We start from the raw sequence: 13,299 nt of genomic DNA, 5'->3' as shown, positions 1-13,299 counted from the left end.
TAAGCCGATAGACTGAGAGTCCAGGGATTCATGAGGCTAAGTGATCAAAGGAAATCCTTTTCATTATTACCCTTGAACCCTGGAATCCTCGAATCCTTGAACCCTTACATACAAAATTATAAAAGAGGTTCTTTTGAAAAGATATCTTCTCCCCAAAAAGCTTGTTTTCTATACAATTGCACTGGTTATAGCTTTTGGCTTTAAGTATCATTACAGCCATGCGGATAGCGGTGATCTGGTCTGGATTTTGGCTCCTACTGCAAATCTGATAGAAATGTTTATGCCGGTTACTTTTGAACTGGAAAAAGGTCAGGGTTTTATCTGTAGCGAAAATCACGTTATCATAGCTCCGGCTTGTGCAGGTGTAAATTTTTTGATCATATCTTTTTGCATGATAGCCTTTTACGGGATTTATCGCTTGAGATATATTACGGAAAAGTTCTTGTGGCTGTTTTTCAGTCTTGCAGCAGCTTTTGTGCTAACACTTGTTGTAAATACAGTTAGAATTATCATATCAATTAATTTGTATGAATCGGGATTTAGCATGGGATGGTTTACGCCATCACGGATTCATCTGGCGGCAGGAATTATTATTTATGTGTCCTGCCTTTATATCGCCTATTTTACTATTCGATTAATTCTCAATAAATATCTACTTAATCTTATGAAAAAGAAACCCAAAGAAACCAAAACACCTATGCAGCCGTTTGAAGGGAAACAAAATCTTAGTATTTTGATTCCCCTTATATGGTACTGGCTCATCATGCTGGGGGTTCCATTAATAAACGGCTGGTATAAGAAAAGCATAAATCTTTTTGGAGAATATACTGCTGTGGTAATAATTATATGTTCATTCATCTGCCTGGCTTTTTTCTGTTTTCAGTTGTTTTATGTGAAATTAAAAGATAAAATTGCAAGCCATAAAAAACCCGGTATTCGTACACTTTTATACCCTGATAATTCTGACAAACTGCAATCGTAAGATTTCGACACATTCTAAACAGGGACTAATATCATGAAGCCAAAAATTCTTATTGTTGAAGATGAACCTACAATTATAGATTCCATCCAGTATGCTCTTGAAACTGACGGGTTTGATGTTAGTTGCCTTTCATCCGGCAACCCTGTCATGCAACTATTATCTGAAAAGAAGATGGACCTTATTATACTTGATATTGGTTTGCCGGATATTAATGGTCTTGAACTGTGCAAAGTAATCAGAAAGACTTATACTATCCCCATTATTTTTTTAACGGCCAGAGCAGATGAAGTAGATCGTGTGGTAGGTCTTGAAATCGGCGCAGACGACTATGTGGTTAAGCCATTTAGCCCAAGAGAACTTACAGCAAGGGTTAAAGCTGTATTGCGGCGCGTATCAAATTCAAATGCCCAGGTTCCTTCGCCCAAAGCATTGCAACCAAAAACATTCCAAATTAACGAATCAAAACGTCGTATAACCTATTTCGATTCGCCGATTGAGCTTTCCCGTTATGAGTATGATATTTTAAAAACATTCATCCAAAGACCGGGGCAAGTTTATACTCGTGATCAGCTTATGGATCTTGTGTGGGACGAACCTGAAGCCAGCATGGATCGAACCGTTGATGCCCATATTAAAAACATTCGTGCAAAACTTAAAAGTATTAATAGTGAAATCGAGCCTATTGTAACACATCGTGGAACGGGATATTCACTGAAAGAGGGCTTATGAAATTAGGAGTAAGAATCTTTATCTGTTCTCTTTTGATATTTGTGGTTTGCTTTTATCCTCCCATAAACTGGATACTTGATAATCTTCGCATCCGTTATTTAGAAGGAGTTGAAGATCCGCTTGTTGATCAGGCCAATATCCTTGCTTCAATAGTGGGGATTGAAATGGAATCAGGAAGTTTTAATCCTGAAAAATTTGATAAAGCATTTAAAAATGTCTATGCACGAAATCTTTCTGCCGGAATCTACGACCTTTTAAAAACGGAAGTGGACATCCGGGTTTATATTACAGATAATTCCGGAAAAGTAATTTTTAATTCATATAGCAGCAACGAATTGGGTAAAGATTATTCCAACTGGCGGGATGTCTATTTGACTTTAGTTGGCGGATATGGAGCAAGGTCCACTTTGGAAAATGAAGATGACTCAAACTCTTCTGTTCTGCATGTGGCTGCACCTATAATGGTTAATAACAAAATCGCCGGAGTACTAACCGTTGCAAAACCAACCACGAATATCAATAATTTTTTGAGAAGGGCCAAGCCCCGGATTATAGGAATCGGAGCCATCTCTCTTTTGGCAGCAATATTTATGGCATATCTGGTTTCGATCTGGATAACCCGCCCGATTATACGGTTAACCAATTATGCCAATGGTGTTGGAGCAGGAAAAAGACCGGCTTTTCCTAAACTTGATAAAAGCGAAGTCGGAGAGCTCGGAAATGCTTTTATAAAAATGCAGGAGGCTTTGGAAGGCAAAAAATATGTAGAACAATATATTCAGAATTTAACCCATGAAATAAAGGGCCCGTTATCAGGCATTCGCGGAGCAGCGGAATTACTACAAGAAGATATGCCGCCTGATAAACGCGAGCAGTTTTTGGCAAACATCAGGTTTGAGACCAATCGAATTCAGGGAATAGTTGATCAGATGCTGGAATTATCGGTTCTGGAAAACTTAAAAAGCATACAAAAATCTGAGACATTGACTATTCATTCACTGGTAAAAACCGTACTTGAAAGCAAGAAAGCAAGCATTTCCATAAAAAAAGTTAGTATAAATTTTAAAATAAAAGAAGATATATTTATCCAGGGGGATTCATTTTTACTTCATCAGGCCATCTCCAATCTTATCCAGAATGCAGTTGATTTCAGTATGCCCCATGAGCAGATTGAATTAACAGCCAGAACCGAAGAAAATAATGTGATTTTTGAAGTGGCAGACAACGGCCCCGGCATCCCGGATTATGCCGGTGATAAAATTTTCGATAAATTCTTTTCTCTTCAACGGCCTGATACTGGAAAGAAAAGTACTGGCCTGGGTTTAAATTTTGCCAGACAAGTGGCAATACTTCATAATGGAGATGTGTTTCTTGAAAACCGTTCCAGCAAAGGAGTAGTTGCAACAATGGTTCTTCCTATAACTGGAAAAAATTGAGAGTTCATAATTTAACACTTGGCCATAAACTTTATGATTAATTAACAATTGATGTTATCGATTTTTTGAAGAGTTCCTTGCAGGCCTGTTATGTTGTCTATCGGGTTGTTGTTTTTACTTCTTGTTGTTAACAGTATCACTCAATATTACGTGCTTTAATATTATAAATCTTAAGAAGATATTTTTAGAGTTATAAAGAAACTTATAGAATAAATTATAGGGGGCTGAGAATGGCTTTGATGAAATACTTTCCTGATAGATTCATAATACAGCTTGTTATTATATCACTAAGCTTTATAGCTGTTACATCTGCAATAGCAGCAAGTTTTTCGTTTAAAAAGATCTTCGCTTGCTGAAAGAAAATCTTGTTCTCAGATAGCTTTTAGTACCTACCTTGGTGGTAAAGGCGATGACCGTGCAAACTGTATTCGTGTAGACAGTGATGGAATATTTACATCGGTGGGTATACCCAGTACTGGGATAACTTTCCAACATTAAATGCTATTCAAGAAAAGCGACAGGGTGACTATAGCGGTATAGTTGCCAAATTCTCGCCTGATGGAAAACTGCAGTGGGCGACTCATCTCGGTGGCTCTGATGCCTATGGCTCTTATCCTTCGGTTCACAACGTGGTATCAGGAGTGGCAGTTGACAGCTCTGGTGGCCTTTATGTAGCTGGTCATACCTCATCCACAGATTTCCCAACAGTCAATGCAATACAACCAACAGCGAAAAGCGCTCACGAGGCATTTCTTGCGAAGTTCAACGAAAACGGAAAACTGGTTTGGTCAACATACATTGGTAGCTATGGGATTCATTCAATAAGATCCATTGCAGCAGACAGTAATGGTAATGTTTACCTTGTTGAGGGCGGCCTCAAGCGCTACGTGGCAAAGTTTGATAGATTAGGCAAATATATTTGGATAAAGGAATTTGGTGGTACAGCGCAAACAGCAACGAACCGGCGCATCTTTGTCTTGTATTGATTTCGGTTCTTCATGTAACGACAAAGACTTCAATACTTCATTGACAGCTCCTTCTTCCATTCTCTTTTTTTGTTGATCCAGCCAAGCATCCGGATTTTCCGGAAAACACTTTTTAGAAGCTGCTGCCATGTAATCACATAAATGATAAAAATCGATTAAATAATTCCCATGATTGCCGAATACTCTTTCTACCTGTTCTGCAATCCATGGGGCTCCGTCACCAACACAATGTACTTTTGTTTTACCCCCGAATCCAGCTCTAACAGCACAATCAAATAGATGGTCTCCGGCCATATCTGTCAAACCAAGTGTACCACTAAATATCCGATCAACCTTATCTTTCTGCCGGGCAAAAGCTAAACGCGCTTCCTTCCATCGAACGCTACGAGTCTTTCGTTTGTCTACAGAGGTTCCGTTTTTTTCAACAGTATCCACTATTGGAATCATTGTTCCATCTGTTTCACATATCAAACATTTTACCCCATCATCTTCGGGTATATCTCTATGTAGATATTCTATTCTCTTAATGGATTCAGCATGCTTCTCTGTGATCTTTTGCGCTGAACTGACAGAAACACTTATTCCATAATGCTCTATTAGTTTTTTAGATATCTTTTGAAATGATACATCTGCTCCAAAGTCCGTGATGATACGCTGCAAAGGAAGCGAATAGCAGCGGGTTGTTACTTCTGCCGTATACGAAAAAGGTCTATGCAACTTCCCTTTATCTAAAAAAGTTCTCTCAAAAACAGATATTTCCCCATAACTTGTATGCCAAGTTATTTTTTTTACCATTTTTTACCAATCCCTTTTTATTTCCAGCTTCTGCTTCTTGTTTTTCTCTGCCTACAGCCCAATCGTGCAATACTTCATTACCCATTTTACGCAATTCTTCAATCACTCTTTTTTCAGCTTCGTCGGCTCTTTTTAAATCTCCATCAGGGTTTTCTACGATTTCCAAGAATTGTACAATTCTATTTTTGAGATGGGGGTGTTTGTTTAATCTCTTTTCCAAGCTATCATTTTGGCGGTCAGTCATCGGCAGTTCCTCCTTCACAAGTTATTAATTTGGTTGCCTAAACCGACCTATACACTAGTCAAATTAAAAAGTATAGAATTATTTAATGATTACAGCAAGTTATTCTTAAGCAACTATTCGCATTGTTTCCAATATGATATATTTTAAAGATCAATTATTTGCCCTACCAACACTTTTAATTACACCCTTTACAATCCGCGCGACTTCCTGTCGTTGTTCTTTTGGAATTTTAATCAGTGTACCTAAAGATACGACCAATTTCTGCCTTGGCCCACTTTCCATGCATATGTTTTCGACCAACTGAAGGATTGGCTGTTTTGAATTCTTTGATATTTATTCTCTGAAAAACATTTTAGTCTCCTATGGTAGTAATCCATCGGAATTAGAGCAGACTTAAAAGCATAGGCCAAGATATTTATATAATATACAGCAATCTATACAGGTACTACATATGGCTCCCAAACTTTCAGGGTCAATAATTTAAGTGGGTTATGTGGTATGCAAACTTGACCAATTATTGGCAAAGTTTATAACTGGCTGAATTTAAACAATTGTATGTTTTTAAATATATTTTGATTTATTCTTCTTCGCGAATGTCGGGTTAGCGCCGGGGAATTATTAACTAACCAGGAATATTGGACAGACAGGGGTGAGGGCTGGAAACTGTATATCCGTCTCCAGGCTTTAGACAAGAAAGCTGTCACGATTTCGCTATGCCAGCAAGTTGTCGCCCATCCCGATATGCAAACCCGTCTCGTTTTACTGGCGATAAAGCTGGGAATCGAAGGTTCCCAGGATGAACTTGTTGTTGTGTTGCTTGAATACGGAGATCAATCCATGGCAGAAGATTATCTCAATTCCGGTTCCGGCACTCTCGAAGCAGGAGGAAGAACGTGGGCTAACTTACACGGATTCGATGTCAAAACAGTAGATGGTAGTCACCGTTCCGGTTGGGGCAGTTTTTGAAGTACAAATCTTTATTCAAATATTTCAAGATCAAGCTTTCGTTCTTTGACATGAGAAAGTACAATTTTTACAAAATCATCAATTGTAACCCCATACTTGATCTTGCCGCTTAAGTTCCTTACGGAAACTGTTTTTGATTCCATCTCCTTTGGCCCACATGTGATTATAAGCGGAACATAGCTTAACTGGGCATCTCTTATTTTCTTTTTCAGACTTTCGGTTCTGCTGTCCAGTTCGGTGCGTATCCCTTCTTTTTCAAGTATATCCCTGATTTCAGATGCATATGGGATAAGCTCGTCGTTTATTGGAAGCAATGCAGCCTGAACCGGCGCCATCCAGAGCGGTAATTTGCCTGCAAAATGCTCAATCAATATTCCGAAAAATCGCTCTATAGAACCGTAAATAACCCGGTGTATCATTATCGGGCGGCATTTTTCATTATTTTTATCTATATAATTAAGATCAAATCTTTCAGGAAGTGCCATATCAAGCTGCACGGTTCCGCATTGCCATGTTCTTCCGAGAGCATCTTTTATATGAATGTCTATCTTTGGTCCGTAAAAAGCACCATCACCTTCATTTATTTTATAATCCATCCCATAGGCATTCAAAGCCGACTGCAAACCTTTTGTAGCCATTTCCCATTGTTCATCATTTCCTATGGATTTTTCAGGACGGGTGGACAACTCAAGATGAAAACTCAGCCCGAATGTAGAGTAAATACGTTCAACTAATTTTAACACTCCAAGAATTTCACTTTCTATCTGTTCGGGAGTCATAAATATATGCGCATCATCCTGGTGAAAAGCCCTGACCCTGAACAGGCCGGATAAAACTCCGCTTAATTCATGCCTGTGAACAAGACCTATTTCTGCGGATCGAAGAGGCAAATCCTTATATGAATGCGGTTTCATGCCAAAAAGAAGCATCCCGCCGGGACAGTTCATAGGTTTTATGGCATATTCTATTTCATCCACAACGGCTGTATACATGTTTTCACGGTAATTTTCCCAGTGCCCGCTTCTTTCCCACAAAGAGCGGTTCAACATAATAGGAGTCTTTGTCTCAACATAACCGGCTGCCCTGTGTTCGGCCTTCCAGTAGTTTATAAGCGCTTCCCACACATTCATGCCTTTTGCATGAAAAAAGGGCATTCCGGGGGCTTCGTCATGGAAACTGAACAGATCAAGCGCCATACCTATTTTGCGGTGATTTCTCTTTTTGGCCTCTTCTATGAAATAAAGATAATCGTCGAGTTCTTTTTTTGTAAAAAAAGCTGTCCCGTAAATCCTTTGCAACTGGGCTTTGTTCTGATCCGCTCTCCAGTAGGCACCTGAAACTTTGGTCAGTTTTATGGCCTTTATAAATCCGGTATGTGGCAAATGGGGACCACGGCATAAATCCGTAAAATCGCCCTGCTCATATAATGATATAGTCCCATCCTGGAGATCAGTTATAAGTTCAAGCTTATAAGGTTCGTCCTTATAAAATTTCAGGGCTTCCTCTTTAGGTACCTGCCTGCGTTTAAATGGAATTTTTGAGCTTATAATTTTTTTGATCTCAACTTCGATCTTGTCAAAATCTTCCTTTGAAACAGGCTCCATATCTATGTCGTAATAAAACCCGTCTTCTACCACAGGTCCTATAGTAAGTTTCGCATCTTTGTAAATATGCGAAACTGCCTGGGCCATGACATGGGCTGCGCTATGGCGTAATAAATCAAGCGCTTCCTTGTCTTTTGTGGTAACAAGCCGGACTTTGGAATCTTTTGAAACAATAGTATCCAAATCGGCAAGCTTTCCGTCCAGCTCCATTGCCACACAATTTCTGGCAAGTCCTTCCGAAATGCTTTTTGCTATATCAAGACCCGACAGAGGGTTTTCAAAACTCTTAATGCTGCCGTCTGGAAGTGTAATATTAACCATTATAATTAATCCTGCTGATGATATTTTATCGGATTTATCTTAACCTTAAACCCTCTCCGGCTAAAACAGAGAGCTTTAGGGCTTTGTTCAAATTCATCAAATATTTAGGTGAAATATCGGTGATGGTCAAGATAAATTTGTATTCCGCCTAACTATTTATAATTTATTGACATTGAATATTTGTTCTGATATCGACCATATATATTTAATCACAGTGGTACAAATACCGTTCTATAACAAAAAAGTATATACCTCATAACGTGTTTTGTTTGAGAAATTAGCATAGTATTTAGCAACCCACTTCCAGATAGTGGTTAAAATAAGGGATAATGCTTAATATGTCAGCTATTCTTAAAATCACTCGCAAAGATAAAACAGAAGAAGAATTATTCTGTTCCAATGTTATGACCATAGGCCGGGACAAATCAAGTACCATATGCCTTCAAGACCCGCTTGTATCCAGAAACCACGGCATCATACGTTCTATAGGAAAAAGGCAATATTATCTTCTGGACACCGGCAGCAGAAACGGCATATATCATAATAGCCGGCGAATAAGCGCTCCTGTCTTACTGAAAAATAAGGATACGGTTACTATCGGCAATAACACAATTTGTTTCATACAGGATAAAAAAAGGCCGGATGAAACACAGAATACCACTGATACTGCTTTTGATTATGATGAAACAATGCACTTTATCAGAACAGATATCCGTTCCATTGTCGTTCTTGTCTCCGATATCAGAGATTTTACAGCAATGTCCGAAAGCCTTCCGATTACAACACTGACTGAACTAATGTCTGGCTGGTTCGAGGGAGTTCAGGCTATTGTTGAGAATAATTCCGGTATTGTAGATAAATTCATCGGCGATTGCGTACTGGCAGAGTGGGAAGTTGACTCAGGCGATACGGAAAGTTTGTTTATGGCGTTGAAAACACTCATTGAACTTAATAAATTTACAACATCACTTCATAAAAAATTTCCAAAACTAAAAAAACCTCTTAAAATAGGCGTAGGGTTAAATCAGGGAGAAGCTGTTGTTGGAATCGGTTTAGAGAATACAATCATGGGGGATGTTGTTAATGTTGCCTTCAGGCTGGAATCAGCTTCTAAAGAAATTGGTGCTGATGTTGTTATGAATTCAAATTTTTACAGCATGCTGCCGGAAAATTTTCCTGTTAAGGATGAAAGATCTATTACTGTTAAAGGAAAGTCCATTCCCCTGACAGTTTCTGCTTTGAGCTTTAAAGATATTGAACTCTTTCTTGCTGTACATAATTTCCAGATTAACTAAGACAGGAGGAGTGCTATGGAGAAAAAATCATTTTCGATACCTAATATCAGTTGTAAGCACTGTGTAATGGCCATAAAAAATGAGCTTAGTACAATTGACGGTGTTTCTAAGATAGAAGGTGACCATGGGAAAAAAGAAATAACCGTTGAATGGAAAAAACCTGCCACACTGGAAAAGATTAAGACCACTCTCAAGGAGATTAATTATCCGGCAGCGGATTAATCCTCGCACTCAAATATTTTATAAAATTATTCATAATGCAGATTGACAATACAAAATTCTGACTTATAATTCAGCCGAAAATCATATTTAAATGCTCGTAGAAATCGATAACCTATTGTTTATATGGTTTTATTGCACAGCTACGCAGCAATCAATTTCAAGTTTTAGTTTCACCTAATTTTTTTAGTTACAATTTTTTTGAAAGAAAAAGCCATATGTGCTATTTCCGGCTCGAGCTGTTAATGCATTTCGATTCGGTATACAACCCGGTCCAACCCGAGGACTTAACGGCAGTTTTCCATTCTCTTTTCCTGATCAAATTTTATTACGAGGCTTTTCATTATAATTTCAGTAGTTTTTTTATCATTTCAGACATGGATGCCACAAGGGCTTCACCTGCCTGGTAATAATTCACAATACATCAGCGTTTTTTCCCTCGCGAAAGGAGGAAAAACACAAAAAAAGCTTAACATATGAAATCATAGAAGATCATAAATATTTTAACAATTAATTTATAAGTAATTTTTTATTGGAAGGAAGAAGTGTTATGAATAGTATCATGAAATATCTTGTATTGATAATGGCTGCAATTTTTTTATTCTCAGCCTGTGCAAAAGAGCCTACGGAAGATATTAATGCAGCAAAAACTGCTGTAAGTGCTGCTAAATCAGAAGATGCCGAAAAATATCTGCCTGAAGAAGTAAAAAATGTAAATTATGCAATGCAGGCTGCAGAAGATGAAATCAAATTGCAGAATGACAAAACGTTCAAAGATTACACCAAGGCCAAAGAACTTCTGGCTAAAGCAAAAGCTGATGCAGATGCGCTTAAGGTAAATTTGGAAGCTAAAAAAGAAGAGGCTAAAAATAATGCAACAGCAGCACAGGAAGCCGCAAAAACTTCCATAGAGGAAGCCAAGGGTCTTTTAGATCAAGCTCCCAAGGGAAAAGGCTCAATGGCTGATATAGAGGCATTTAAGGCCGATCTCAAAGGTATGGAAGATTCTTTGATTGAAGTACAAACTGCAATTGATTCCGCCGACTATAATACTGCTATCGAAAAAGCTACCGCCATCAAAGACAAGGCAACCGGCATTTCAGACCAGGTAAAAACGGCTATGGAAAAGGTGGGACAAAAGATATAATTAACACCTTAATAAAATTATAAATCTGATATAACAATGGGTACGGGCGATTTTTTTTAAAATCGCCCGTACCTCGATTTTAGAACTCATTTTTTATAAGATCCTCTTAAGTCTAAAATTAAAACAAATCTTTCACATCGGGTAATAAACTAAAATTTAATTTTTACACTGATATTGATGATAAAAAATGCCATAATAAAAGTTCTGATATTATCCATAGCTATATTTTTAACTGGTTGTAAGGACAAGCAGATTCCTCCTGAATTGGAAATAGCTGAAAAACAGGAGTATAACTTATGGAGGATAGGAGCCCAAATCTATGCTCCGGTTGAGTATAATAACTATAAAATATCGTTTGAAACGGCAAAAGATGAGCTTATAAGGGAAAGAGCAAGATTTGTATTGTTTCAGGATTACGGCACGGTTAAATCCGAACTGCAAAATATATTATTAACAGGCTATTTGTTACAGAAAAATATTATAAACAAGAAAAAAATAATAAATGAAAAAATTTCCAATCAAATATCGTATGAAAAAAACAGGATAGAAACTATTAAAGAACTGACAGAAATGATAAATGAAGGAAGGCTCGCAAGAAAAGATCTTATAAAAGCCGAGCTTCTTCTGTCTGAAGCAATAACCCGGTTCAACAATAAAGATTATGAAACTGCCGAAAAAAAATTAAATAATTTATCAGGCTATATCAAGGCATCTGAAAACGCAATATTACCAATATTAAACCGTTATTCAGATAAAACTCATATAAGAAAATGGCAAAAAATGGTTGATGAAACAATTGCCGAATCAAAAAAAAAGGGTACTCCTGCAATTATCGTAAATAAAAGTGAACGCACCCTTGTGCTGTATAAAAAAGGAATACCGGCTTGGATATACAATGTGGGAATCGGACGCAACGGCTCCCTTGATAAGCTACGGGCAGGCGACAACTCAACCCCTGAAGGGAAATACAGGATAATAAAGAAAAATTCTGAGAGCCGCTACCATAAGGCATTATTGTTAAATTACCCTAATGAGGAAGACAGAAAAAATTTCATTCAGGCAAAGAAAAAAGGGCTTATCCCGGCAAGAGCCGAAATAGGCGGACTTATAGAAATACACGGCGGCGGGAAAAACAGTATGACTTATGGCTGCTTAGCAATGGATAACAATAAAATCGATCACCTCTTCAATATAGTCCCCGTAGGTACCCCTGTAACTATTGTCGGAGCAATCGGCCGCAACAACAAACTCTCCTCGGCCGCAGAAGGTTTTTGAAATAATGGGTGGCAACAAGAAATTAATTAAAATACTTATTGCGCTGTTTATAATATTTTTGACTATAGAGTCTGTCGGATATTACCTCGGAACTTGCAAAAGCTCCCCCGGTGATAAAGTAAAAACGGAACATAAACCCAGCCTGAACATACTTAAGCAAAAAAACTCGGCTCTTAAGCGAAAATTGGCAAGTTATAATCCCCATGGTATTTATATTGTTATAGACAGCAGCATGAACAGGCTCTATCTTAAAAAAGGCAATAAAACTATCTTTGAAGCAATTGTATCTTGCGGAAGCGGGAATATGCTTAAAGATCCTTCCGGTAAACGACAATGGGTATTTGACACACCCGTCGGCGAATACAAAGTAAGATCGAAACAAACCTCACCTTTATGGACAAAGCCTGACTGGGCCTTCATTGAAGAAGGCGGAGCAATACCAAAAGATCCTAATAAAAGAATAGAAAAAGGGGTTCTCGGCGATTATGCACTGGGTTTCGGAAACGGATATTTCATTCATGGAACACTTTATACAAGGCTGCTCGGGAGAAATGTTACTCACGGATGCATAAGAGTCGGCAATAAAGACCTCAAAACCGTTTATAAGACGGCAGGGATTGGCACAAGGATCTATATATTTTAATTATGATATCCGGACTATTAACAATATTGCTACTTTTCTTTTCCATTCAGGCGCATGCCGACGAAAACGTCTATGAAAATTATATCAAACAAAATAAGGTAATTGAAGAAGAGATCAAACTGTCCCGCAAACCGGATATTTATTTTGTTTTTGATATACAGGAAAATAAAATATATATAAAGTCCAGAGGAATTAATCTGAAGGAAATAAATATACAGAAATCCGGTTACTGGGGAAGTCCTGTTGCTGTAAGTATATTTAAAGTTAAAAATAAAAGCACTCTCATCAAACCGGAAAGGGAAACAATACGCCCCGGCAGTAATAGCAATAAGGACTCCTTCGAATTAGATGCCCTTGAATTAACAGATATGCCGTCCAGATTTAAAATAGTTTTTGAAAGCGGAGTAACATTTTTTATAAGGCCTTTACCGGAGGGATTTATATCGACAATAGGAAATGCTTTTTATGAATCTTCAAAATTTTTTACTCGACCGGTCTCCATGATATTAAAAGCTTTAAAAGGCGCTCCGCTTACAACCTTCTATATAGTTTTAAATGAAAATGATGCCAGAGCAATTTACTGGTCGCTTTCTGAAAATTCAGACGTAATCGTGAATATGTGACCTTTAACATTTTCAGAAACTCCCGATTATTTTT

14 protein-coding genes are annotated in these 13,299 nt (G+C 37.9%); 11 read left to right on the top strand and 3 right to left on the bottom strand.

All coding sequences use genetic code 11. From position 1 onward, the window contains the following. The first annotated feature begins 133 nt into the window (after positions 1 to 133). The 4 genes from xrtK (at position 134) to KKC46_03735 (ending at position 4,133) form a co-directional block, all read left to right on the top strand. Entirely contained in the window at positions 134 to 982 is an 849-nt protein-coding gene (gene xrtK, locus KKC46_03750) for an exosortase K (GenBank protein ID MBU1052932.1), read from the top strand. Positions 983 to 1,012: 30 nt separating this feature from the next. Continuing rightward, a complete protein-coding gene (creB, locus tag KKC46_03745) occupies positions 1,013 to 1,711 on the top strand; it encodes a two-component system response regulator CreB (protein MBU1052931.1) in 699 nt (232 codons plus the stop codon). Then, positions 1,708 to 3,147, top strand: a complete 1,440-nt coding sequence (gene creC, locus KKC46_03740) for a two-component system sensor histidine kinase CreC (GenBank protein ID MBU1052930.1) — start codon at positions 1,708 to 1,710, stop codon at positions 3,145 to 3,147. The genes creB and creC overlap by 4 nt, the downstream gene beginning before the upstream one ends. A gap of 641 nt (positions 3,148 to 3,788) precedes the next feature. Next, the gene (locus tag KKC46_03735) at positions 3,789 to 4,133 is read left to right on the top strand and encodes an SBBP repeat-containing protein (protein ID MBU1052929.1); all 345 of its coding nucleotides are present in this window, start codon (positions 3,789 to 3,791) and stop codon (positions 4,131 to 4,133) included. Here KKC46_03735 and KKC46_03730 read toward each other — a convergent pair. Then, complete coding sequence (locus tag KKC46_03730; GenBank protein ID MBU1052928.1) at positions 4,053 to 4,928, bottom strand: hypothetical protein; 876 nt, start codon at positions 4,926 to 4,928, stop codon at positions 4,053 to 4,055. The genes KKC46_03735 and KKC46_03730 overlap by 81 nt on opposite strands. After that, a complete protein-coding gene (locus KKC46_03725; protein ID MBU1052927.1) occupies positions 4,876 to 5,172 on the bottom strand; it encodes a hypothetical protein in 297 nt (98 codons plus the stop codon). The genes KKC46_03730 and KKC46_03725 overlap by 53 nt, the downstream gene beginning before the upstream one ends. A 741-nt stretch (positions 5,173 to 5,913) precedes the next feature. On the opposite strand from KKC46_03725, the gene KKC46_03720 reads away from it, so the two are divergent. Beyond that, the gene (locus KKC46_03720) at positions 5,914 to 6,138 is read left to right on the top strand and encodes a hypothetical protein (protein MBU1052926.1); all 225 of its coding nucleotides are present in this window, start codon (positions 5,914 to 5,916) and stop codon (positions 6,136 to 6,138) included. 11 nt (positions 6,139 to 6,149) lie between these two features. Here the strand turns inward: KKC46_03720 and thrS are convergent, their stop codons facing one another. Continuing rightward, positions 6,150 to 8,063 (bottom strand): threonine--tRNA ligase, encoded by a 1,914-nt coding sequence (gene thrS / locus KKC46_03715; protein MBU1052925.1) that lies wholly within the window; start codon positions 8,061 to 8,063, stop codon positions 6,150 to 6,152. 338 nt (positions 8,064 to 8,401) lie between these two features. Between thrS and KKC46_03710 the strand changes: the two genes are divergently transcribed. From KKC46_03710 to KKC46_03685, 6 genes are all read left to right on the top strand, one after another. After that, entirely contained in the window at positions 8,402 to 9,358 is a 957-nt protein-coding gene (locus tag KKC46_03710; protein MBU1052924.1) for an FHA domain-containing protein, read from the top strand. Between the two features lie 15 nt (positions 9,359 to 9,373). Then, complete coding sequence (locus tag KKC46_03705) at positions 9,374 to 9,580, top strand: heavy-metal-associated domain-containing protein (GenBank protein ID MBU1052923.1); 207 nt, start codon at positions 9,374 to 9,376, stop codon at positions 9,578 to 9,580. Positions 9,581 to 10,127: 547 nt separating this feature from the next. Beyond that, positions 10,128 to 10,724 (top strand): DUF4398 domain-containing protein, encoded by a 597-nt coding sequence (locus tag KKC46_03700; GenBank protein ID MBU1052922.1) that lies wholly within the window; start codon positions 10,128 to 10,130, stop codon positions 10,722 to 10,724. A gap of 177 nt (positions 10,725 to 10,901) precedes the next feature. Then, the gene (locus KKC46_03695; protein ID MBU1052921.1) at positions 10,902 to 11,999 is read left to right on the top strand and encodes a L,D-transpeptidase; all 1,098 of its coding nucleotides are present in this window, start codon (positions 10,902 to 10,904) and stop codon (positions 11,997 to 11,999) included. Between the two features lie 4 nt (positions 12,000 to 12,003). Further along, positions 12,004 to 12,642, top strand: a complete 639-nt coding sequence (locus KKC46_03690) for a L,D-transpeptidase (GenBank protein ID MBU1052920.1) — start codon at positions 12,004 to 12,006, stop codon at positions 12,640 to 12,642. 2 nt (positions 12,643 to 12,644) lie between these two features. Beyond that, complete coding sequence (locus KKC46_03685) at positions 12,645 to 13,265, top strand: hypothetical protein (protein ID MBU1052919.1); 621 nt, start codon at positions 12,645 to 12,647, stop codon at positions 13,263 to 13,265. Positions 13,266 to 13,299: the final 34 nt, after the last annotated feature.

This window comes from Pseudomonadota bacterium, from assembly GCA_018817425.1.
Lineage (GTDB): Bacteria > Desulfobacterota > Desulfobacteria > Desulfobacterales > RPRI01 > RPRI01.
This window is presented reverse-complemented; position numbering and strand designations above follow the sequence as displayed.